General features: G+C 38.3%; 15 protein-coding genes and 6 tRNA genes. 11 read left to right on the plus strand and 10 right to left on the minus strand.

The annotated features are described in order from the left end of the window. Positions 1 to 46: 46 nt before the first annotated feature. From QF004_RS08230 to glgB, 3 genes are all read right to left on the minus strand, one after another. Entirely contained in the window at positions 47 to 1,039 is a 993-nt protein-coding gene (locus tag QF004_RS08230; protein WP_307424913.1) for a DMT family transporter, read from the minus strand. A 189-nt stretch (positions 1,040 to 1,228) separates the two neighbouring features. After that, positions 1,229 to 2,635 carry a glycogen synthase gene (locus QF004_RS08235; protein WP_307424916.1) on the minus strand — a complete coding sequence of 469 codons (1,407 nt, stop codon included), beginning with the start codon at positions 2,633 to 2,635 and terminating at the stop codon, positions 1,229 to 1,231. A 37-nt stretch (positions 2,636 to 2,672) separates the two neighbouring features. Beyond that, on the minus strand, positions 2,673 to 4,619 hold the full coding sequence (glgB, locus tag QF004_RS08240; RefSeq protein ID WP_307424919.1) for a 1,4-alpha-glucan branching protein GlgB: 1,947 nt from the start codon (positions 4,617 to 4,619) through the stop codon (positions 2,673 to 2,675). Between the two features lie 433 nt (positions 4,620 to 5,052). Between glgB and QF004_RS08245 the strand changes: the two genes are divergently transcribed. Beyond that, on the plus strand, positions 5,053 to 7,194 hold the full coding sequence (locus QF004_RS08245; RefSeq protein ID WP_282905079.1) for a S46 family peptidase: 2,142 nt from the start codon (positions 5,053 to 5,055) through the stop codon (positions 7,192 to 7,194). Between the two features lie 276 nt (positions 7,195 to 7,470). Here the strand turns inward: QF004_RS08245 and QF004_RS08250 are convergent, their stop codons facing one another. The 4 genes from QF004_RS08250 to QF004_RS08265 form a co-directional block, all read right to left on the minus strand. Then, entirely contained in the window at positions 7,471 to 7,728 is a 258-nt protein-coding gene (locus QF004_RS08250; RefSeq protein WP_133440117.1) for a DUF2892 domain-containing protein, read from the minus strand. A gap of 302 nt (positions 7,729 to 8,030) precedes the next feature. Continuing rightward, the gene (locus tag QF004_RS08255; protein ID WP_307424924.1) at positions 8,031 to 10,946 is read right to left on the minus strand and encodes a pitrilysin family protein; all 2,916 of its coding nucleotides are present in this window, start codon (positions 10,944 to 10,946) and stop codon (positions 8,031 to 8,033) included. Between the two features lie 45 nt (positions 10,947 to 10,991). Continuing rightward, positions 10,992 to 12,395 (minus strand): aspartate ammonia-lyase, encoded by a 1,404-nt coding sequence (gene aspA / locus QF004_RS08260; RefSeq protein WP_133440115.1) that lies wholly within the window; start codon positions 12,393 to 12,395, stop codon positions 10,992 to 10,994. 114 nt (positions 12,396 to 12,509) lie between these two features. Beyond that, the gene (locus QF004_RS08265) at positions 12,510 to 13,526 is read right to left on the minus strand and encodes an N-acetylmuramoyl-L-alanine amidase (RefSeq protein ID WP_307424929.1); all 1,017 of its coding nucleotides are present in this window, start codon (positions 13,524 to 13,526) and stop codon (positions 12,510 to 12,512) included. 132 nt (positions 13,527 to 13,658) lie between these two features. On the opposite strand from QF004_RS08265, the gene QF004_RS08270 reads away from it, so the two are divergent. The 7 genes from QF004_RS08270 to QF004_RS08300 all read left to right on the plus strand — a co-directional run bounded on the left by QF004_RS08270 (position 13,659) and on the right by QF004_RS08300 (position 15,192). Continuing rightward, positions 13,659 to 13,745, plus strand: a tRNA-Ser gene (locus QF004_RS08270). Between the two features lie 21 nt (positions 13,746 to 13,766). After that, positions 13,767 to 13,841, plus strand: a tRNA-Pro gene (locus QF004_RS08275). Between the two features lie 80 nt (positions 13,842 to 13,921). Continuing rightward, positions 13,922 to 13,995, plus strand: a tRNA-Arg gene (locus QF004_RS08280). A gap of 49 nt (positions 13,996 to 14,044) precedes the next feature. After that, a tRNA-Ser gene (locus tag QF004_RS08285) sits at positions 14,045 to 14,131 on the plus strand. A gap of 20 nt (positions 14,132 to 14,151) precedes the next feature. Beyond that, a tRNA-Pro gene (locus tag QF004_RS08290) sits at positions 14,152 to 14,226 on the plus strand. Positions 14,227 to 14,313: 87 nt separating this feature from the next. Continuing rightward, a tRNA-Arg gene (locus QF004_RS08295) sits at positions 14,314 to 14,387 on the plus strand. A 109-nt stretch (positions 14,388 to 14,496) separates the two neighbouring features. Continuing rightward, the gene (locus tag QF004_RS08300; protein WP_133440113.1) at positions 14,497 to 15,192 is read left to right on the plus strand and encodes an ABC transporter ATP-binding protein; all 696 of its coding nucleotides are present in this window, start codon (positions 14,497 to 14,499) and stop codon (positions 15,190 to 15,192) included. A gap of 51 nt (positions 15,193 to 15,243) precedes the next feature. Here the strand turns inward: QF004_RS08300 and QF004_RS08305 are convergent, their stop codons facing one another. Beyond that, positions 15,244 to 15,630 carry an SRPBCC family protein gene (locus QF004_RS08305; protein WP_133440112.1) on the minus strand — a complete coding sequence of 129 codons (387 nt, stop codon included), beginning with the start codon at positions 15,628 to 15,630 and terminating at the stop codon, positions 15,244 to 15,246. Positions 15,631 to 15,663: 33 nt separating this feature from the next. Between QF004_RS08305 and QF004_RS08310 the strand changes: the two genes are divergently transcribed. Beyond that, on the plus strand, positions 15,664 to 16,269 hold the full coding sequence (locus tag QF004_RS08310) for an NUDIX hydrolase (RefSeq protein ID WP_307424934.1): 606 nt from the start codon (positions 15,664 to 15,666) through the stop codon (positions 16,267 to 16,269). Here QF004_RS08310 and murF read toward each other — a convergent pair. Then, on the minus strand, positions 16,266 to 17,540 hold the full coding sequence (murF, locus tag QF004_RS08315) for a UDP-N-acetylmuramoyl-tripeptide--D-alanyl-D-alanine ligase (RefSeq protein ID WP_307424937.1): 1,275 nt from the start codon (positions 17,538 to 17,540) through the stop codon (positions 16,266 to 16,268). The genes QF004_RS08310 and murF overlap by 4 nt on opposite strands. Before the next feature lie 60 nt (positions 17,541 to 17,600). Then, entirely contained in the window at positions 17,601 to 19,208 is a 1,608-nt protein-coding gene (gldJ, locus tag QF004_RS08320) for a gliding motility lipoprotein GldJ (protein WP_307424940.1), read from the minus strand. Between the two features lie 160 nt (positions 19,209 to 19,368). Between gldJ and porU the strand changes: the two genes are divergently transcribed. After that, the gene (gene porU / locus QF004_RS08325; protein WP_307424943.1) at positions 19,369 to 23,262 is read left to right on the plus strand and encodes a type IX secretion system sortase PorU; all 3,894 of its coding nucleotides are present in this window, start codon (positions 19,369 to 19,371) and stop codon (positions 23,260 to 23,262) included. Positions 23,263 to 23,296: 34 nt separating this feature from the next. Beyond that, positions 23,297 to 24,427, plus strand: a complete 1,131-nt coding sequence (gene porV / locus QF004_RS08330; RefSeq protein ID WP_307424946.1) for a type IX secretion system outer membrane channel protein PorV — start codon at positions 23,297 to 23,299, stop codon at positions 24,425 to 24,427. The last annotated feature ends 36 nt before the right edge of the window (positions 24,428 to 24,463 follow it).

A 24,463-nucleotide genomic window follows, 5' to 3' on the forward strand; every position in this document is an offset into this window, starting at 1 on the left:
AGTCCCCAGATTTTAAAGTTCTTCCGGATTTCGGATATTCCTTACATTAATGATCTACTTTCAGATAATTGGGCTGTAATTCCTTTTTTTTGGAAGGCAAATTCATCAACACGATCGCAAAAAGTATTAAAAGAATCCCCATCCATTGGATTAAAATAACTTTTTCACCCAATAATACAAATGCCATCGTAACGGAAACCGGCAGCTCCAGAGACGAAACAATACTTCCCAATCCTAAACCTGTTTTTGGAAACCCGAGATTAAACAAAGTCGGCGGAATAATCGTTCCGAACAAAGCCAGAATGAAACCGTAAGTATAGAATATCGAAAAATCAAAAGCCCTGATATGGTCTGTATTATCTATAAAATTCAAATAAAATGTTTTCAACACCTCAAAATGCAGAGGACCGATCTGTGCAAAAAAGAGAAACAGAAATACAATGACAGCGCCTCCGGAAAGCATAATCATACTTTTCCTCAACACCGGAATATGGGTTGCTATTTTATTGGAAGTGAACATCGTCATGCTGAATGACGCTGCCGCCATCAGTCCCCAAAAAACACCGTGCAAATCCAATTTAACGTCCAGATTAATCATATTGGTTGCGAAGAATGTTCCGATCAGAACGATTACAGTTGCGACCACCTTTTTGGCATTAGGAAATTTTTTCGATATTACACTTTCTATAACAACGCTGAACCAGACCGACTGCATCAACAATACGATTGCGATAGATACATTGATATACTGAACGCAGATATAGTAAAATAGACTGGTGCAGCCTAAAGATGTTCCTGCCAGCATCAACATTTTAATCTCTTTGGGCGTTGGCTGGGCAAGTGGTTTTTTTGAAGTTTTTTTCTGTATCAGATTTAAAATAAATAAACCTGTCAATCCCAGAACGAATTGTGCCGTGGTAACTTCGGAGGTCGTATATCCGTCTTGATAAGACAATTTAACAAACGTGGCCAACATGCCGAAAATACTTGCTCCCAGCGCAACATACAAAACCCCTTTTAACATATTTTTCTTTTCCATAATTTTTTTCAGCCTGCAAACTTACGGTTTTATAAATTTGTGAGCCAATTATGTCGAAAATTAAAAAGTCATCAGTGGAAAAAACTCCTTGATTTTTGAAAAAAGCACATTGATTTTCGGAATAAATTTAAGAATATCAGCTTTAGTTGATGATTAATGGCGAACTATGATCGAAGCTGAAAAATTCAGTTACTTTTCATAAAGCTCCAGGTATTTCTCGGCAGATTTTTCCCAGGAGAAATCAAAATTCATATTCGATTGCACCAACTGTTTCATCAAACCCTCTTTATGAAAAATATGCAAAGCGCGATGGATTGCATGAACAGCGGCATTTGCACTTGCTTCACCGAAATTGAGTCCGCTTCCGCCTGTTGAGATATCTTCTACTGTATCCCGTAAACCACCGGTATATCTGACGATCGGAACGGTTCCGTACCGCATGGCGTACATTTGGTTGAGTCCGCAGGGTTCCACTCTGGAAGGCATTAATAAAAAATCGGAAGAAGCATAAATTTTATGGGATAAATATTCTTTGTACCCAAGATCCAGAGCGAAATTTGAAAAAGAATGAGACAATTCCGACAATTGATTTTCGATATTTTTATCACCTGAACCTAAAATAATGATATTCAAAGCGCCGTAGGTTTCCCGGATACTTTTCCAGACGATTTCCGGTAAAAAATCGGCTCCTTTTTCGCCCGCAAATCTACCGATGAAACTGAACAGCGGCAAATTGGGATTCAGACCATATTCTTCGCAAATCTCTTTTTTATTTTTCCACTTACCGGAGTCAGCATCTTTTTTTCCATAATTAAAAGCGAGGAACGGATCGACTTTAGGATCCCATATTTCGGTATCTATGCCGTTGATAATACCGTTTGCTTTTGCATATTCCTGTCTGACTAAAGTTTCCAGACCGCGGAAATTTTCAAACAGTTCATCCATATAACCGCCAGAAACAGCATTGAAAGAATGGCAACATTTTATCATCGCAGCCAATGGATTGATGTAGCCGTCCCAATCCAGCAAACCCCATTTCGCGCCATCAAACCAGGGAAAATAATTAATCATTTCCCAACTCATCTGCCCTTGATATTCGCCGTTATGAATGGTACCGATTGTTTTTACGCCCTTTAGAAAACTAAACTCGGGACAATTTTCTACCATAAAAGGAACCAGACCGGTATGATAATCATGGCAGTGCAAAACGTCGGGGCGAATCTCCATGGCGGTCAGCCAATGCAGTACTCCATGTTGAAAAGCCAGAAACTGCTGACTTTCATCCCAGTATCCGTAAGGATTATCCCGGTCCAAAAGACCCGGAATTTTCACCAAATACAAATCAAAACCTAAAACTTTGGAACGTTCTTTCATGACCTGAACTTGAAAACTTTGCCGGTGCTGATGAATCCAACCGTCAAAAACCAGCTCGAAACTGTGGTCGTGAACGAACGGTTTATTGTACCAGGGCATAATTACGCTGGCTTCCACCCCATCGATTTTATTGAGATATTTAGGCAATGCTCCTACCACATCGGCAAGTCCGCCAACTTTGGCGACAGGATAACATTCGATAGAAAGGTTAAATATTCTCATTTTACGTTCATGTATTCTATTTGGCATCTACTATTTCTCAGTTTTTTACACTCTTCTCCTTTTCAACCACAGCTGTCTGTAATTTTTTCTGTTTTAAAATAACGCCGGCAAGCGGTGGTAATTTTAAGACAATTGCATTGGGCCTGTACATCCATTCATCGTCTTCTTCATCCTCCACTTCTGCCTTCACACCACTTCCCGCAAATTGCGTGTCATCCGAATTCAGAATCACTTCCCAACTCGTCCCCTCATCAATACCGATTTTATAATCAAGAACTCTTGGTGTTAAATTTAAAACCACCATTAAAACATCGTCCTCTTTTTTTCCTTTCCTTAAATAAATGTAAATGGAATTATCGGCATCATTCGCGTCCACCCAATCCATTCCCTGGGGTGAAAAATTATTTTCGTACAGGGCGGTTTCATTTCTGTATAAATGATTCAATCTTTTTACAAATTCCTGCATTCCTTTGTGAAAAGGAAATTGGAGCAAATGCCAATCGAGACTTTGGGTAAAATTCCACTCGCGGGTTTGCGCGAATTCATTACCCATAAACAGCAGTTTTGCGCCGGGATGGGTAAACATATAAAGATATAAAGCACGAAGATTGGCGAATTTCTGCCATTCATCGCCCGGCATCTTATAAATTAAACTGGCTTTCCCATGGACGACTTCGTCATGAGAAAGCGGCATCATATAATTTTCATTATAAACGTAAACAGAGCCAAACGTCAATTTATTATGGTGGTATTTTCTATCAATTGGATCTACTTTAAAATATTTCAAAGTATCGTGCATCCAGCCCATCATCCACTTCATACCAAAACCGATACCGCCGTCGTGTACTGGTTTTGTGAGCATGGGAAAGTCTGAACTTTCTTCGGCTATCGTTATCACATCCGGAAATTCTTTATAGACTGCTTTATTGAAATCCTGTAAGAATTTCCTGGCTTCCAGATTCACATTTCCACCATCAATATTCGGTTCCCATTCGCCTTCATTTCTGGAATAATCCAGGTGCAGCATTGAGGTTACGGCATCTACCCGAAGTCCGTCGGCATGATAACGGTCGAGCCAAAATATAGCATTACTGATTAAAAACGATTTCACTTCCGGTCTTCCATAATTGAAAATATAGGATTTCCAGTCAGGATGAAAACCTTTTCGGGGATCTTCATGTTCATATAAAAAAGTACCGTCGAAGAAATGCAGTCCATTGGCGTCACCCGGAAAATGAGAAGGAACCCAGTCTAAAATAACGCCGATTTCGTTTCGGTGCAATTCATTAATTAGAAACATTAAATCCTGCGGCGAACCAAAACGGGAGGTGGCAGCAAAAAATCCTGTCACCTGATAGCCCCAGCTTGGATCATACGGATATTCCATAATGGGCATGAATTCTACGTGCGTAAACTCCATTTCCTTCATATAAGGAACAAGCCGTTCTGCAATTTCTCTATAACTGAAGAAACGGTGTGGATCATCTGTGCCGCGCATCCAGGATCCCAGATGCATTTCGTAAACCGACATTGGCGCTTTGATGGAATTCTTGTTTGAACGGTCCTTCATCCAATTTTTATCCGTCCATTCAAACCAGGTGGTTGAAACGAGTGAACCAGCCTGTAGGTTCTGTTCCCAACTTAAAGCAAAAGGATCTCCTTTTTCGAGTAAAACTCCTTTATTGGTTCGGATTCCGTATTTGTAAACATCTCCCCATTTTAAGCCTGCGATAAATCCTTCCCAAATTCCGGATTCGTCCCATCTTGGCAGTAATTTGTGGGCTTCAGAATGCCATCCGTTAAAATCACCAATAACAGAAACCTCTTTAGCAAATGGTGCCCAAATGGCGAAATAAACGCCTTCGACCCCATCAATTTTAATAGAATGAGCGCCAAATTTTTCATACAACTTATAATGATTTCCTTCTTTAAAAAGATAAATATCATGGTCGCTAAACAAAGAATGAGGAATTATATTTCGCATGATTTCGGGGTTTTCAGGTTTGTTTTTTTAGAATAAAATACGGAATCGCATTTGTCCATCAAATATATTTAAAATAAAGATAAAATACCGAACATCTCCTTTAAAAAAAAGAATATTTGATGAATGCTTAACACTTATAATCATTAAGTTAAGAATAAAACCGAACAAAGATCATTTCTGCAAAATCGGCTTTTGAATAAATGCCGCCCTTTAACATTTGAAAATACCGTGAAACATCATTCTGTTTATTTGAAAAACGATCAATAATCACGACGGAAAACATCATTAACTTTTTATTCTCGGGTATTTCAGTCTGTGATTGATCGGTTATTTCAATACCCCAAATAATGGAAAAGATTGGTCAACTCATTTTAAGCCCCATAATACTGCTTCATCAATAAAAATTTTCTTATTTTTAGGCCAAATTTTAAAAATGAATAGAAAGAATATATTGCTGGCAGCAATACTTTTGCCGGCAGTGATGGCATTTGCCCAGCAGTACGGCGGAATGTGGATTCCTACAGAACTCAACGAAAAGGAAATGAAAGATTTGGGAATGAAAATTTCTGCGAAACAGATTTTCGATCCTTCAAAACCGAGTATTAAAGATGCGGTCGTACAATTTAACGGAGGTTGTACCGCAGAAATAATTTCACCACAAGGTTTACTGCTGACCAATCACCACTGTGGTTACGGTCAAATTCAGAAACACTCATCAGTGGAACATGATTATTTGAGTGATGGCTTCTGGGCAAAAGACATGAATGGAGAATTACCAAATCCGGGCGTGACCGTAGATTTTATCGCAGATATTAAAGAAGTGACGGGGTCTGTTTTGGCGGGAACACAAAATTTAGATTCTAAAGCGGCGGAAGCGCTGATTGCCAAAAATCTTGAAACGGTTAAAGCCGGTTTTAAATTAGAACCTTGGCAGAAAGTAATCATTAAACCCGTTTATTACGGTAATAAATATTACGCCTACATTATTGAAACTTACAAAGATATCCGTTTGGTTGGTGCACCGCCAAGTTCAATCGGTAAATTCGGATCTGATACCGACAACTGGGTTTGGCCAAGACATACCGGCGATTTTTCGATGTTCCGGATTTATGCTGACAAAAACAATAAACCAGCGGAATATTCAAAAGACAATATCCCTTACAAACCGAAATATTTCTTACCGGTTTCCATTAAAGACAAACAGGAAAATGATTTCACATTTGTTTTTGGATTCCCCGGCAGAACAACCGAGTATTTACCTGCCATCGCTGTAGAAAAGGTAATGACAGAAACCGATCCTGCCATGATCGCCGTAAGAGAAGTCGCGTTGAAAACCTTAAACGAAAAAATGCGTACCGATGCGGAAACAAGAATTAAATATGCGTCAAAATACGCTGGTGTAGCCAATTACTGGAAAAAATGGATCGGCGAAGTTGAAGGTTTGAAAAAATCTGACGCCGTTGGAAAAAAGAAAAAATACGAGCAGACTTTAATTGCAAAAAATCCGCAAATTAAACCGACGATTGATCAGCTGAACAATTTGTACAACGAGCAGTCTCCTTACTCGCTAAACCGTTCTTATTATTCAGAAGTGACCAGAAATGCCGAAACTTTGTCACTGGCCAATCAGTACATCAATTTTATGCAAAGTTATGAAGCTGGAAAAATGACCGACCAGACACTGACAGGTTTCAAAAACAGACTTGCTTCATTTTACAAAGATTATGATGCTGAACTGGATGCTAAAGTAACAGCACAGCTGCTCGCTTTGTATGCAGAAAAAACACCTGCCAAATTTTTGCCTGCAAATTTCGCTCAGTTTAAAGAGGTTAATAAAAATTCAGCAACCATTGAAAACTGGTCTAAAAATTCAGTGATTACCGGACGCGGAACTTTCAACAGCGCAACGGCGTCAGCGAATATCGACAAGGTATTTGCCAATCCGGCGGAGTTGATTAAAAACCTTAAAAACGATCCCATTATTCAGCTGGCTTCTTCAATGAAAGATAGCTACATGAAAACTACTGAAGGGAAATATGCAGAACTTCAGGATCAGATCGATGTGCTTCAAAAGAAATTCATGGCGCAGCAAATGGAAACCGATAAAGACCGTAAATTCTTCCCGGATGCAAACTCTACGCTTCGTGTCGCTTATGGCCAGGTGAAAGGTTCTAACCCCAGAGACGCGGTTTACTACGGTTACCAAACGCATCTGGAAGGGGTGATGGAAAAATATGTTCCCGGTGATTATGAATTCGATGTTCCTAAAAAACTGGTCAACATTTACAATACGAAAGATTACGGAATCTACAAAGACAAAACCGGCGATGTTCCCGTAAACTTTACCGCAACCAATCACACAACCGGCGGTAACTCCGGAAGTCCTGCTTTGGATGCACACGGAAATTTAATCGGACTGAATTTCGACAGACAGTGGGAAGGAACGATGAGTGACATCAATTTCGATCCCCGTTTCAGTAGAAATATCATGGTGGACACCAAATATATTCTTTTCATTGTTGATAAATATGCCGATGCAAAATGGCTGTTGAATGAAATGAAAATTGTGAAATAAATATTTTTTAAATATTACATTTGTAAGAACGTGCCTTTTTGGTGCGTTCTTTCGTTTAAATATACCCGGTAACTGTTTTAGATATTGCAAAGCCTAGGTATATATTTCATGCAACCATTCTCACCAACTTTAAAATAATCCAAAAAAAATTCCGGAAATTCCGGAATCTTTGCTTTCACAGCTATTAGTTTAGTTTTATAATTTGTAAGGTTTTTAAAGATAATTAATAGGATTCTCTTCGACTGCTTGCTGTGCAACTTCCGTAACCGATAAAACCTATTTACCCGAACTGCCGCGGATCTTCTTACCCGATAATGGACCGCCCAATGCGGCGCTGATATAGCAGATATCAAATGCTCCGGCACTTAAGGGGAAAATACTCCAAACCATTGAAAGTATACCAAGTGGGCGATCGCGAAACTGGTATCCTACCAGCAGAAATGCGGTGCCTGCTGCCAAACGGAATATGCGACCTGCCGGACTGTTGACGGATTTTGAGAAACCCGATCTGTTGAAAGATTCATGCAAACTCATAAAATTTTTTTTTAAAAATTTTCATCATTGTACTGACTTTTTCTGTTGAACAACGGACAATGAAATGTTGCGCTGTAATTTCTACATTGTTACGTCGAATTTTATCGTTCTGTGGATCACGAAAAAATTCGTTTATAGGTATTGCATTGCAAATGTGAACCTATTTATTTTACTATAAAAGAGTCAAATCACCCTATTTAATTGATCTCAATTTCATTTGTAAATATTTTTTTGATTTTATTATTAAACATAAAAAAAAGTGAAACCGAAATTTCACTTTTTTTTAACCATATCTTCAAAAATTAATATCCAAATATTTCTTCTAAAGAAACTTCCTGGAATATGCCCATTTTATTTATGGCATCCATGTCAAGATTTTCTTTTTTACCGATAATCGCGGTATTGTATTTCATTGGTTTCATCTGCGAATCATAGAAACCCGTAAGATCTGCCAAAGACAATTTTTCGATTTCTTTGTAAATATCCTTTCTTAAATCGTAGTCAACTCCTAATTTTTTAAGACTTAACTGATTGAAATAAATATTGGTTCTGTTGATTCTGCCGGAAGCAATTTGTTTCAACGCTGCATTTTTAGCATTTTCAAACTGTGCCGGGATTTGCGGAAGATTTTCCATCAATTCATCCATCGCAGTAACTGCCTGCGGAAGTTTATTCGCCTGAGTTCCGATATAAGTCGTCACGTAATCAGGACGGTTGAGCTCGCCGCTTGACGCATAAGAAACATAAGCAGAATACGCTAAACTCTTGCTCTCACGGATTTCCTGGAAAACGATTGAAGATAATCCCCGTCCAAAATACTCATTGAAAACACTGATTTTCCCAAGGTTCGCTAAATTAACATTTGGTCCTTTTGCCACTTTACTCATTTCAGTTTGTACCATATCGTAATTGGTAAAATATACATTGCCGTTGGTTGCAGGTTCAGGATAGTCGTTTTTTGCAGGAACTTTCAAGGTTTCCTTTTCTACGAAAGGTTTTGCATATTTTTTGAAAGCATTGAAATTCTGTCCGTAAAAGAAAATCTCGTAAGGCATTTTCAGCAAATTCTGAATTTTATTCGTCATATCAACCGAATTGATCGCCTCTAACTGTGATTTGGAAAGCACATCTGAAAAGCGCGAAACCTTGCCATACTTAGCGTAATTAGACAGAGCGGCCATAATTCTTGCTTTGTCTTTTTTGGCAACTTCCCGGCCTTCCAAAATGGTTTTCACATTTTCTTCGTATACCTTCTGATCGGGTTTTGCATTCTGCATCCAGTTTTTCAACAGCTCGATTGCTTTTGGCATATTTTCTTCTAAACCGCTTAACGAGATTCTCAACTGGTCCTGTGAAGTTCTGAAATCATTAGAAATACCCAACTTAAAGAATTCCTTTTTAAGGTCTTCTGCAGATAATTTATTGGTTCCTAAATATTGCAATACCTGAGTTGCCAGACCTAATTCTTTGTCATGGTCGCTTCCGAAAGGGAAAACAAAATGAGCCTGGGCAATATCATTGTATTTATTATGTACGAAACTCACTTTTTTATCACCGATTTTATCCGTTTTGATCACTTTTGCGTAATCGATAAATTCAGGTTTAATTTCAGAAGATTTTTCTGCTAAAATTCCCTTTAAAAACGGAGACTGCGCATCCCTGTTTAGTTTAATCGGAGTAATTCCCGGATTTTCTACGCGGACTAATTTATCATTGACGCCTTTTTCTTTTTTAATGATGACATAATTATCTTTAAAGAAATCGTTGGCAAATTTCACCACGTCGGCTTTCGTAATCTTTTCGTATTCATTGATCTCATTCAGTTCCTGCTCCCAGGTTCTGTCGTTGATGTAACTTCCGTACAATGAAGTAGCCAATCCGTCAGCGGTTTCATACGTTTTCATGCGCTGGATTTTCATATCATTAATGATGGCCGGAATCAACCAGTCCTGGAATTCTCCTTTTTTCACCAGTTCAATTTGATCCAACATTAATTTTTTCGCTTCATCAAAAGTCTGGTCATTTTTCGGAACGATAATTAATGAAAAACTTCCGTAATTTTTAAACGCAGACTCGTAAGCCATTGCTCTCAGCGCTTTCTGTTTTTGATTAATGTTTAAATCAATCAAACCGGAATCTCCCGAGTTCGTCAGAATATTTCCGACGATGTCTGCAAGTCTCGCATTTTGAGTTCCATAAGAATCAGATCTCCAGGAGAGTTGTAACCTCGGTGTAGAAGGACTTTTTACCGTTCTTTCTACAATTTTGGTCATTGGCTCTTCGGTGATCGTTTGTTTTTTCGGTAATTCTTTGTATTCAAAACTTCCGAAATACTGATCTACCAGTTTAATGGTTTTGTCGTAATCTAAATCTCCCACCAAAACCATGGCGTAATTATTCGGCACATAATATTCATCAAAATATTTGTGAATCGCCAGCATGGATGGATTTTTCAAATGCTCTGATTTTCCGATCGTCGTTTGCTGACCATTTGGATGAGTTGGGAAAAGGGCATCCATTAATTCATAATTCACCAAACGTCCGTCGTTATCCTGAGCACGGTTGTATTCTTCATAAACCGCTTCCAGCTCAGTATGGAATAATCTCAAAGTTAATTCAGAGAATCTTTCCTTCTCCACTTTCAACCATTTTTCGAGTTCGTTGTTTGGAATATTATTTTTATAAACGGTTTCATCCAACCACGTATGAGCATTGGTTCCCGACGCTCCCAGTGAAGAAATCGCTTTGTCATATTCGTTGGCGATTGCAAATTTACTTGCCTCCTGTGAAACTTCATCTATTTTTTTATAGAGTGCTTTCTTTTTTTCCGGATCCTGTTCTGCTTTATGCTGTTCATACAGTTTAGAAATTTCCTCTAAAAGCGGTTTTTCTTTTGCCCAGTCTGCACTTGCAAGATTAGAGGTTCCTTTGAACATCATGTGTTCCAGATAATGCGCTAATCCCGTATTATCAGCCGGATCATTATTACTTCCTGTTCTTACGGGAATATAGGTTTGGATTTTCGGTGCGTCATCGTTTTTCGCAAGGAATACTTTTAATCCATTTTTTAAAGTATAAACTCTTACCCCTGTTTTATCATTAATAACGGTTTCATATTGGTAACCGCTTTTGTCTGTTGTTTTCGTAGTTTCAAATTTCTGTGCGTTGCTCATTGTGAGTGCTCCAATAATTGTTATTGTTGTTAATATTTTCTTCATAGTTTAATTATCCGATGGTTATAATCCTTAGTTTTATTTAAAAAATTACATTGGTTGATGAGGCTTCAGCATATTTGCAGGATCCAGAATTTCATTTAATCTTTCTTCAGATAAAATCCGGCGCTCCAATACCAAATCATAAACGCTTCTGCCTGTTTCCAACGCTTCTTTGGCAATTTCTGTAGAATTTTTATAACCGATATAAGGATTTAAAGCGGTTACAATACCGATACTGTTTCTCACCATATTCAAACAGGCCTCTTTGTTGGCCGTAATGCCTACGATACATTTTTCTCTTAAAGTATCCATTGCATTTCCTAAGAAAATCATGCTTTCCATAATTGAATGTGAAAGAACGGGTTCCATTACATTTAATTGCAATTGTCCTGCTTCTGCCGCAAAAGTTACCGTTAAATCATTTCCGATGACTTTAAAACAAACCTGATTGACCACTTCCGGAATTACAGGATTTACTTTTCCCGGCATGATTGAAGATCCAGGCTGCATTGGCGGAAGATTGATTTCAAAAAAGCCCGCTCTTGGACCTGAAGAAAGCAAACGCAAATCATTACAGATTTTAGACAGCTTCACCGCTAATCTTTTTAAGGCCGAAGAATAAATGACATAAGCACCCGTGTCTGGAGTTGCTTCTACCAAATTGGGTGCAGAAATAACAGAAAACCCAGTCAATTGAGCGAGGTTTTTAGCACATAAATTCGCATAACCAACGGGAGCATTTAATCCAGTTCCGATGGCGGTTGCCCCCATATTCACCTCCACAAAAAGGTTGGCATTCGCGTTTAATTTAGAAATATCTTCTTCCAGAGTTGCCGCATAAGCTTCGAACTCCTGACCCATACTCATAGGAACGGCATCCTGCAGCTGTGTTCTTCCCATTTTGATAACGGGTGCGAACTCTTTTCCCTTCTCACGAAATGCTTCAACTATTTTCCTGAGTTTTTCTACCAACTCCAAATTCATCGACAGCAAAGCCATTTTTAATGAAGTTGGATAAGCATCATTCGTCGATTGCGAAAGGTTGATATGATCGTTGGGCGAACAATACTGATAATCTCCTTTTTCTTTTCCTAATTTCTCTAAAACCCTGTTTGCAATAACTTCATTAGCGTTCATATTCACAGAAGTTCCTGCTCCACCCTGAATCATATCGATCGGGAATTGCTCATGCAGATTTCCGTCGATAAGCTCCTCACAGGTTTCGGCAATCATTTTATAAAGATTCTCATCAAGCAATCCCAATTCATAATTGGTTTTTGCAGCTGCTTTTTTCACTACAGCCAACGCTTTTATAAATTGCGGATAAGAAGAAAGAGTTTGTCCTGAAATTTTAAAATTATCAATAGCACGTTGGGTTTGAACTCCATAATATGCATTTTGGGGCACTTGTAAAGTCCCTAATAAATCGCTTTCATTTCTGAAATGTTCCATAAAATAATTTGTTGAAGAGTTAAGATTATTTACTGTATTTATTAAATTGATTTAAAGTTAAGTCTAAAAAAAGAGGCGATAATGTATCGCCCGGTTTGAGAATTGTAAAGATATTTATTTATTTGGATACTTCAAGTTTAATGCCTGCAAAATTGCCCAAGTTTCCGCATCCATCATCCCCGAGTAATTTTCCGGCCGGAAATGATACTGAAAAGTTTCGATCGTTTTCTTCGTCGCATCATCATATAATCCATTCGGATTAATATCATAGCCAAAATCACGCAAGGCAGTTTGAATTTTAAACAGAAATGATGGAACGGTCATCTGCAAGTTATAATCTTCCAAAACAGCGGTCATATAGAAATTGTCTTTCACACTTTCGTCATACCACATCCCAACCTGGTAGTCAGTGTATAACTTCTTCCACGGAAATTTTGGCCCTGGATCTTGCTTTCTGGTTGGTGCAATATCAGAATGTCCTAAAACATTGGTCGGCGGAATCATATACCGGTTCGCAAGGTCTTTTACCAATGCAGCCACTTTCTTGACCTGTGCTTCAGAATATTCAGGGAAAACTTTCATTCCACCGGCATCGGTTTTATAACCTGCATTTACGATCTCAATCCCAATAGAAGTATCATTGAGCATTTTGTCTTTTCGCCAGGCACTGATTCCGGCGTGATAAGCCCTTTTATTTTCATCAACCAACTGATAAATTTCATTATCTCCTAAATCATTGACCAAATAATGGGAGCTCACCGATTGCTGAGTCAGCACATTTACCGACTTATCATCATCCAAAGCCGTATAATGTAAAATAATATACCGCTGTCGGAAATTTTGCCCTACTGCCGGAAAGAAAGTTTTCACTACTTTATATCCAGCAGGATTCGCAGAAACAATCGATCCATAACTGGCCGTATTGTCATTTTTAGTAATATCACCGATGTTTTCTTTAAAAAACTCGACTCCACCTTCATGTCGAATTCTCGGTTTATGAAGGGGAACTTCAGGTTTCACAAGTGAAACTTGGGGCAATGTAGGTTTTACAACTGCAGTGTGTGATTTTTTTTGCGTTCCGCAAGAAATAATCAGAAGACCTAAGGATATGACAGATAATGAATTACGCATTCGTTTTTTAATATTTTAAATTTAGAGTCAAAAATACGAATATTTTTTAGGAATTTCTTTTGGTTTATAACGAAAACTCTTTTATATTTGCACTCGCAATTACAGAACAGAAGCTCTTACAAATATTGCAATGGAGAGTTGCCTGAGTGGCCGAAAGGACTTGTTTGCTAAACAAGCGTATGGGAAACTGTACCAAGGGTTCGAATCCCTTACTCTCCGCAACTTCCACAAAAAATTATTCGGGGCGTAGCGTAGTCCGGTCATCGCGCCTGGTTTGGGACCAGGAGGTCGCAGGTTCGAATCCTGCCGCCCCGACTTTATAAAAAAATTCTCTTTACCCAATGAGATTTTTTTTAAAATGGAAATGTTTTAATAATTTTCTCAAAATTATAAATGGGTGCGTAGCTCAGCTGGATAGAGCATCTGCCTTCTAAGCAGACGGTCACAGGTTCGAATCCTGTCGCGCTCACTGAAAAAGATCGAGAATTTTCTCTATCTTTTTTTTGTTTAATTGGAGAGGAGAGTTGCCTGAGTGGCCGAAAGGACTTGTTTGCTAAACAAGCGTATGGGAAACTGTACCAAGGGTTCGAATCCCTTACTCTCCGCAGCAATCGCAAAAATCACTCGGGGCGTAGCGTAGTCCGGTCATCGCGCCTGGTTTGGGACCAGGAGGTCGCAGGTTCGAATCCTGCCGCCCCGACTTTATAAGGAAGCTCTTTCGAGAGTTTTCTTTTTTTTTAAAAAAGCTTTATCTTCTCAACGATGAGTTTGAAAAATTCTAATATTTGGGTGCGTAGCTCAGCTGGATAGAGCATCTGCCTTCTAAGCAGACGGTCACAGGTTCGAATCCTGTCGCGCTCACTAAAAAGACTGAGAATATTTCTCGGTCTTTTTTTGTTTAAATGATTCTTCCTAATTAGATTACACTCCTATTCAATTTCCTAAATTTGCACTTCATTAAATAAAATTTATGTCTTTACAAATCATCAACCTGACCAAAAAATTTGGCGATCAAACCGCTTTAAATAATATCAATATTGAAATCGACAGTAATGAGATTATTGGTCTTCTCGGGCCGAATGGTGCGGGAAAATCTACGTTGATGAAATCGATTGTCGGGGCGCTGAAAATTGATGAAGGACAAATGATCTTTAAAGGAAAAGATATTCGTGAAAATGAGATTGAAGCAAAGAAAAATATGGGATTTCTACCGGAAAACAATCCTCTTTACAGCGAAATGTATGTGAAAGAATATTTAAATTTCGTAGCTAATCTTCATCAAATCCCAAAAGAAAGAATTGACGAAGTGATCGAACTGGTGGGCATCACCCCTGAAAAATCGAAAAAAATTTCGCAGCTTTCAAAAGGATATCAACAAAGAGTTGGTCTTGCCCAAGCTATATTGCATTCGCCTGATTTGCTGATTTTAGATGAACCGACAAACGGTCTGGATCCGAACCAGATCATCGAAATTAGAAATGTGATTAAAGAAATTGGGAAAGAAAAAACAGTAATTCTGTCCACTCACATTATGCAGGAAGTAGAAGCACTGTGTTCCCGGGTAATTTTGATTCATCAGGGAAATATTATCCAGGATTGCAACATCGAAGAATTTAAAGGCAAATACGGCAGTTTGGAAGAAGCTTTTGCAAGCTACACTCATTAAATAAAAAAGCCCTGAATTCAACATTCAGGGCTTTTCAATAGATTTGATTTCTTAAATTTTTTCGATATTATCGGTCAAAGCGTCGATAAAGTTTTTCAAAGGTTTCTCGACCATCATTTTGATAAACGGATTAAATTTACCTTCAAAAAGCAACTGGACTTCAGTTTGATTTTCATTAACCGGATTCATCACCCCTTTTAATGAAAAATCCAGACTCGAGCTTGCCGATTTCAAAACCACTTGATTTTCTGTCACTTCATCAATTACCAAAGCAATTTCAGGCATTCCTTTTAAACTGAATTTAAAACCTTGGTCACGAACTTCAAAACTCTGTAAAGAATCCGGCATCAGATCTCTGTACCCTTCTGGAGTGTTTAACATAGAAACCAACTCAGCTCCCGATTTATTTACGATAATTTTGCGTCCTTCTAAATTCATTTTTATATTTTTGTATTAAATAAAGCGTTGCAAATGTATAAAGTTTTTGTGAATGAAAAAAAATTATCTATTAGTAAATATCCGCAAGATGTAGAAAAGAAACTTCGGTATGAAGGATTTTCGACTTTAGAAATTGCAATCGATCTTTTGGAAAACACTTCCTGTCCGGAACTTAACATTTACGGTGATGATCTTGAAGATATTTGGGAAGATTTCACCAAGATGTTTAAAGTAATTGAGGCCGCAGGCGGGGTTGTAAGTAATCAAAAAGAAGAAATTCTGTTTATCCGCCGTTTAGGGAAATGGGATTTAGCAAAAGGGAAAATAGAAAAAGGAGAATCTCTGGAACAGGCAGCATTGCGGGAAATAGAGGAAGAAACCGGACTTAAGGAGCTTATTTTAGAAGATTATTTAAACACGACTTTTCACATTTACACTGAAAGAAATGGCAAGAAAATACTGAAAACAACTTACTGGTTCAGTGTCAGTTATATCGGAACTTCGGATCCTGTACCACAAACAGAGGAAGGAATTTCTGAAGTTTCCTGGAAAAACGAAAAACAAATTATTGCAGAAGTTTTTCCAATGACCTTTGAAAACATCAAATTAATCCTCAATGATTTTTGGAATAAAGACTAACCGATGAATTCTAAAATTTGTTCTAAAGCAATCCCGCGGGAAGCTTTTAACAAAATATTTTTTGATTCAATGGTATTACTTTGTAAATAATCCGAAAGTTCTTTCGCATTCTGATAGGATTTCGAAAAATGATTTACATTTTTAAATTCATTTCCCACCGTAATAATTTCATCAAAATCAAGAGACCCGGCAAGGTCGAGAATCGCCTGGTGTTCTGTTTCGGATTCTTCACCCAACTCTAACATATCACCGATGATAATGGTTTTGGTACCATTAAAATTATTAAAGTTTTTTAAAGACTCGCTCATCGAGCTGGGATTGGCATTATACGTATCGAGTACAAAGGTTTTCCCGTTCTTTTCTACAACCTGCGACCGCATATTGGTGGGCAAATAGTTTTCAATGGCATTTTTAATCTGATCAAAATGTAAATCAAAATGTAAACCCAAACTTGCCGCCGCACAAAGATTGGTAAAATTATAATTTCCCGTAAGCTTCGATATCGCCTGATTTCCCCCATAAATCAATCCTACTGAATTGTCTTTTGAAACCTGTTGAAATTGATAATCAGAAGTTTCTGCACCAAAAGTAATTTTTGGCTGGTACCCTTCTGTTTTTTCAAGTTGAATAGGATCATTTTCATTAACCAGAATAGTTTGCGACTGATTTTCCAAATAATCATATAATTCAGATTTGCCTTTAATAACTCCTTCGAAACCACCGAAACCCTCAAGATGTGCTTTGCCGAAATTGGTAATATAGCCATAGTTAGGCTGCGCAAGATCACAAAGCAGCTCTATTTCTTTCTGGTGATTCGCACCCATTTCAATCACCGCGATCTCATGTTCTGGTTTTATCGAAAGTAAGGTCAGCGGAACACCGATATGATTATTAAGGTTTCCAAAAGTATACTGCACGTTATATTTCTGCGAAAGCACCGCATGAATGATTTCTTTGGTCGTTGTTTTACCATTACTCCCGGTGAGGCCGATAACGGGAATTTCGAGTTGGTTTCTATGATGTTTTGCAAGATCCTGCAGAAATTTGAGAGTTGACGGAACATAGAAAATATTTCTCTTTTCATTTTCAAATTCTTTCTGTTCCACAATAACCGCCATCGCACCTTTGTCAATGGCGTTTTCAGCTAATTTTGCGGCATTAAATGTGGAGCCCGAAAAGGCAAAGAAAACATCGTTTTGTTCAATATTTCTGGTATCGATTGTTACTTTCGCGCATTTTAAAAAAACAGGATAAAAGGAAATTGCATTCATAGGTCAAAAATAAAAAATCCTTCTGCATAAACAGAAGGATTTTTAAATATTTATTAAATTTTATCTTTTGGTTCTTCCTTTTCCGTTTGACTTCGCATCCTGTGCAACACGGAATCCGACCCAACCGTAAGCTTTTCCTTCATCACGGAATCTTCTTTGTCCCGGATCAAGCCAGTAAGCTCCATCTAACCACGAACCTCCTTTAATTACTCTAACTTCATTAGATAATGCGGTTGTTCTGGAAGTTTTGTCTTTTTGAAGAACTATTCTACCTCTGCCGTCTACAATAAATCTTTTTTGCTTAGAATTGTACATGTTATAGCCCAGAGTCGAACTGTCTTCTGCTTTCCCATAACCTGCATCCAGAGACGACTGAAAATCACCGTCACGGAAGTTTCTGTTATCTGCAACAACCTCTCGTTCATACTGACCTGGCAATCCTCTATAAACCAATCGGCCATCAGCTAACGTATCATATTTCACTGCGTCAACTTTTTTGAAAGTCCCATCTGCATTTTTTACGATTTCTTTTGCTATGTTTCCTCTGTAATAATTAAAGTCGCTTGCTTCTTCATCAATGATTGGCCTGTAAACATCAGCAGTCCATTCAGACACGTTACCATACATTCCAAAGATTCCCAAATTATTTGAAGGATATCTTTTTACGTCTGCAGTAGTCGGTGAACCGTCATTTTTCCAACCTGCAACTCCGGAATAATCACCTCTTCCCTGTTTAAAGTTTTCAAGATACATTCCCCGGTTTTTACCTTTTTTACCTTTCAGTTGTTCGATTTCCGGTTTTTTACTGGTGTAGAGATTATATTCTCTTTCTTTTTGCATTCCAAGGGCCGCAAATTCCCATTCTACCTCAGTTGGCAAGCGGAACTTTTCTACAACACCGGAAGTTGCATTACGGTTTGCTGCAATGATTCTTGCATTTTGGGTCTTAATCCCACTTTTTTGCTGCAAACGCTGCTTGTTGATATATGCATCCATTTCTGGATCATTCCCTTTGAATTTATCTAAATTAAAGGCACTTGCTCCTTGATTGTTTGAATCGTTGGTATATAAATCTTTAGAAATTACACCCTGTTCCATCAAAGCTTTTTCATTTGCACGATCGGTTAACCAATCACAGTATCTGGAAGCCTGCAGCCAGGAAACACCTACTACAGGATAGTAATCATATTCTGGCGAACGGAAATAGGTTTCTGCAAAATCGTTTCGGGACAGCTTGTTGTTCCAAACCAAAGTATCTGGAAGTGCTCCTGTATAAATCTCTTTAAAACTAGGGTCAGAAGGAGGGAAAACATATTTCAGCCACGTTACATATTCTCTGTATTCGTAATTCGTAATCTCTGTTTCGCCGACAAAGAAAGAACTCACCTGCATTCTTTTTGGGGTATTATTCCAATCATGCATCACGTCATCTTTCACCAATCCCATGGTAAATGTTCCGCCTTCCACGTACACCATTCCTGGCCAGCCTTTCTGTTTCTGTTGTTTTCCGGTAAAGAACCAACCTTTTTGGTCGTTGGGTTTCCAACCAGTTTTACTTGTAAAACGTTTTGTACCACCACCTTTCTTGCTGTTGCCACCACTGCCGCAACTCATCAGGATAAGTGTTGCACTTAACGCCATTATTGTAAACAACTTTAGTCTATTCATAGTAAATTTAGAATTTATCAAGGTACAAAGAAAAAATAAATTATTTAATAAATCAAATTAAAGATTGATTTTTTGCAGAACGTTAACAATTTAATTTTATTGTATCATATTATTATTTAATAATTTTCGTTTAATTTGTAAATGGCAAATTAACCAGCAGATGAAGCGCAATTTAACACTCTTTTTAGTATTTTTATTCAGTTCTTTTTCTTTTTCGCAAACCACTAAAATAAATTGGGAAGGAAGCACCGTGATTGATTACGGAAGTAGCAAAGTTACTGTTCCTTTCTTTAAGAACGAAAGTTTTGTATATGAAGATGGCGGGGTTTATATCAGGATAGTAGAAAAATACGGTGGTACCGGCAGAAAAGTCACCAATTTGGTTTGGGAAAAAATATCAGCAAAGGATCTTTTCGACATCAATGATTATAATCTTCCAGCCGAAGATCAATATGAAGTGAGTGATTATACGAATCCTTACACACAGGAAAAAAGCAATAATATTCGGGTTGCCGCCTTAAAATTTGAAAAAGGAACCATTTACCGGCTCAGTTCTTTTACGGTAATCAATGATGAAAGGAAAATGCTGGGTAAAAATCTGGCAAGTAAAATCGGAACTGCTGAAAATCCATTGAGACAGGGAAACTTTTATAAAATTAAAGTTGACAAATCAGGCGTTTTTAAAATCACTGCAAAATTCCTGCGGGAAAACGGAATAAATCCCGCCAACATCAATCCTAAAAATTTTAGAATTTATGGAAATGGTGGCTTGATGTTGCCTGAACATAATCAGGATTACCGTTTCGATGCTCTGCAGGAAAATGCAATACAGGTTTTCGGTGAAGATGACGGGGTTTGGAATGAAGATGATTATGCTCTTTTCTACGCTCAAGGTCCTAATGGTTATAATCTGCACAAAAGCGGGAATGGCAACGGCAACAGAAGAATAGAAACGCGGACGGATAAATCCAGTAACTTTATCAACATCTACGAAGACTTCGCTTACTATTTCATCAATTTCGATAACGGACCCGGCAAAAGAATTCAAGCAAGTGATGTCCCGACTAATTCAAATATCATTTCCCGCTATGATGAATACCAATACATCAATGAAGAGAAATTCAATTTAATGAAAATTGGCAGAATCTGGACCGGCGATGCTTTTAATACTAATAAGACTGTCACTTTTACAACAAAATCGCCGATTCAGCCGGCTGATGTTATTGCATACCGCTCAAGATATATTGCTTACTTATCGCAAGGCAATACAATCACGGTGAACATTAACAATGCAAATCCGGCCAGTACTTCGGTTTCGCCAAATGATAAAAGAGAATATCTACCGATAGTTTATAACGGGACGGTTACTAATTTACAGGGCAATCAACTTTCCTTCAATTATGCACCGAACTCTGCCAGTAATCCTAATGGTAAATTTTATTTTGATTATGCTGAAGTTCAGTATAAAGAAGATTTAAAGTTCAATAATGACCAGATGAATTTTAGAAGTTATGGCATTGTGGAGCAAAGCGGTAATACGTACACTTTTAATATGTCCGATGCCTCTGCGGCGGATCAGGTTTGGCAAGTTTCTGACATCACCAATGTGACCAGAAAAGTGAATAAATCAGGCGACTCCTCTAATTTCAGTTTTGGTTATATCGCAAATAGCAACACCTTCGTGAATGAGTTTGTCGCTTTTAAAAACAATGCAGCATTTTCTCCTGCGTTTGTCGGAAAAATCGATAATCAGGATTTAGCTGGTTTACAAAACATCGATTATTTGATGATTACGGTTCCCGAGATGATGGGACAGGCACAGCGTCTCGCCAATTTTTACCAGGGAAAATATAATGTCGCGGTCGTCGACGTTAATAAAATCTATAATGAATTCAGCAGTGGGAGCAGAGACATCACCGCAATCAGAGACTTTACAACCCGACTGAATACGCCGTCCGGAAAATTGAAATATCTTTTCATTTTAGGAGACACTTCATATGATTTCAAAGGAAAAACGCATCCCGGTTCTTCAGTGGTCCCAAGCTATCAAAGTGAAGAAAGTGGCAATTACTCTGATTCATTTGTAACCGACGATTATTTTGTAATGACCAGTCCACAAAGCATTGGAGCAGTAAGTGTTTCTGCAACATTACCGAACTTGCCGGTGGGCAGATTGCCGGCTGCCAATATTTCTGAAGCCAAACTTTTAATCGATAAAGCTTTAGCTTATAACAATGCAAATCCCGGTCAGTCGACTCCGTTTGGCGAATGGCGCATGAAACTGGATTTCGTAGTAGATGATGATGCTGATAACCAATTCCCTTTCCACAATACCATGAACGCCTCTCTGGCCAATGTATTCGAAACAGGAACATTGAGAAAAGAATACAATATCCGAAAACTTTATTTAGATGCCTTCCCTGCACAGACATCGGCTGGCGGCCAAAGATACCCGCAGGTCAACCAGGCGATCTCCAATGATGTCGGTAACAGTCTTTACCTGTTCTATTTCGGTCATGGTGGGATTAATGGTTGGGCGCAGGAAAGAGTTTTAACAATCGATCAGATTCAGAATTTTAATAATTTCAATAATGTTTATTCGCGTTTCCCTTTGGTTTCTACGATTACGTGTGAATTTACCCTTTGGGATGATCCGGGAACTTTTTCTGCCGGCGAGCAGGTCATCAAATCAAAAACCGGAGGAGCATCAACCATGGTTACTTCCAGCCGTGCGATTGGAGTTGGTTATGGCGAAGATTTCACGACTATTTTCACCAAACATATTTTTGATTTGGAAAATGACGATTTTTTAAATCTAGGTGATGCCCTATTAAAAGCAAAAATTCAAAAAGGTCCATCGAATGACCATTTGAAAGTCAACTTTCTGGGAGATCCGGCGACTAAATTAAGCCGCCCAAAACGATTAATAACCATCGATGAAATCGACTCTCCGGTTCCGGGGCAGTTTCGTGCATTGGATTTTGTGAAAATAAAAGGCCATATTACAAAAGCTGACGGAAGCATAGATGAAAGCTTTAATGGAAGAGTGGCGGTAAATATTTTTGATAAACGGCTGACCAAAAAAACACTCAATAATGATGGAATGCCGAAAATGAATCCGGTATTAACGTACACTGAAGAAGGCAGCCCAATTGTGAAATCCTCGGGAGTGGCAACCAGTGGTGTTTTCTCTGTTGAATTCTATGTTCCAAAAGATATTAATTATGAATCCGGCCAAGGAAGAATTTTAGTTTACGCTGACAACAAAGTGTTCGATGTTTTTAATAATCAAACACACACCATTGGAGGAATTAATCCAGAAGGAATCAATGATACAGAAGCTCCAAAAGTAAAATTATACATGAACAACACCAATTTTGCAGATGGGGGCATCACTGATCAGAATCCCCTACTCCTTGCCTGTGTAACCGATGATAAAGGAATCAACTCCACCGGTTCCGGTATTGGGCACGATGTCACCGTAGTTCTCGACGGTAAAATTATCGACACCGTAGTTCTGAATGATTTCTATTTTTCAGGAGATGGAAATGGATGTACCAATCCTTCCCTATTAGATTATCAGAAAGGAAACGTAACTTACCCCTTCAGAAATTTAACACCTGGCGAGCATCAGTTAACATTTAAAGTTTGGGACATTAACAATAATTCAACGACTGCTACGTTAAACTTTATAGTTAAGGACGAAAGCAATCAAAATTTAATCGTTAAAAAATTGTTAAATTGGCCAAATCCTTTTACCAACAAAACCTACGTTCAGTTTGAACACAATTGCGATGATGTGTTAGACGTAAATGTTCAGATTTATACCATTACCGGTAAATTGGTAAGAACCCTCAGCACCACGGTGACGGCAGAACCTTTCCTTCAGGGATTCAGAACACCGAGAACAGCGATCGAATGGGACGGAAATGATGATTTCGGAGATGCAGTTGGTAAAGGAACTTATATATTTAAAATTTTCGCACGCAGCCAAAATCAGGACAAATGCAAAGGAAGTGCAACTGCGGTCGAAAAAATGGTTTTATTAAAATAATTAAAAAAAATTTATAACGACAAAAATTGACTTTATGACATTGACTAAAAAACTATTTTTAGGATTAGGATTTGGGATGAGTATTGCGGCCTATTCGCAGACTCAAACTGTCTTAACCGGTGCACCGTTCCTAAGAATATCGCCCGATGCAAGAGCAGGAGGAATGGGTGATCAGGGGGTTGCAACAACTACCGACGCTTTTTCCCAATTCTGGAATGCAGCGAAATATCCGTTCAGCAAAACAACTTCTGCTGTTGGGATCAACTATACGCCCTACATGAGCAAATTAACCAATGATGTTTTCTTGCTTTATGGCGCTTATCATCAGTTTTTGGGAGATGAAGAACGAGCTACCCTTTCCGCAAGTATTTACTATTTTAATATGGGTGAGGTAGAGCTCACCAAATTGGCGGTAGGCGGACAAGGTTTTGAGAAAGGAGGATTTGCAAAACCCAACGAATTTTCAATTGATGTTGCTTACGCTCTAAAACTTTCAGATTACTATTCAATGGCGGTTACGGGTCGATTTATCCGTTCTGATTTATCGGGAGGATTCAACTCTGACAACACTTTAAAACCAGCAAACTCTTTTGCAGTTGATGTTTCAGGATATTTTCAATCGGAAAAACACAGCAGCATCAACGATTTTGAAGGTCGCGTAAAAGGAGGTTTTGCCGTTCAAAATTTAGGTCCGAGATTAGACTATACCGGTGATGAAGAATCCAGATCTTATCTTCCGACCATGGCGAGAGTAGGTGCAGGTTATGATTTATTTCTGGATGATTTAAACAGAGTTGGACTTAATTTTGAAGCATCAAAACTTTTGGTGCCGGGTCCTGATCAAACCGGTAATGTTCCGAATGTTGGGGTAATCGATGGAATCGGAAAATCTTTCAGCAATCCAAAAAGCATGATGTTCAGCGGCGCGGTTGAATATGAATATGACAATGCATTTGCCGTGCGGGGTGGTTATTTCCACGAAAGCGTAGAACAGGGTGGCAGACAATATGCAACAGTAGGCGTTGGTTTGAAATACCAGTCTTTCGGATTAGATATGTCTTATTTAATCAATACCTCAAAAACAAATTCAGCTTTAGATAATACGCTTCGGTTCGGATTAACCTGGAATATCGGTGAAGAATCTTCGAATGCTCAGGATTATTAATAAAACTTAATTCACAAATAAAAAGTCTCAAAGTAT

Origin of the sequence: Chryseobacterium sp. MDT2-18, assembly GCF_030815285.1 — a bacterium.
Classification (GTDB): Bacteria; Bacteroidota; Bacteroidia; order Flavobacteriales; family Weeksellaceae; genus Kaistella; species Kaistella salivictor.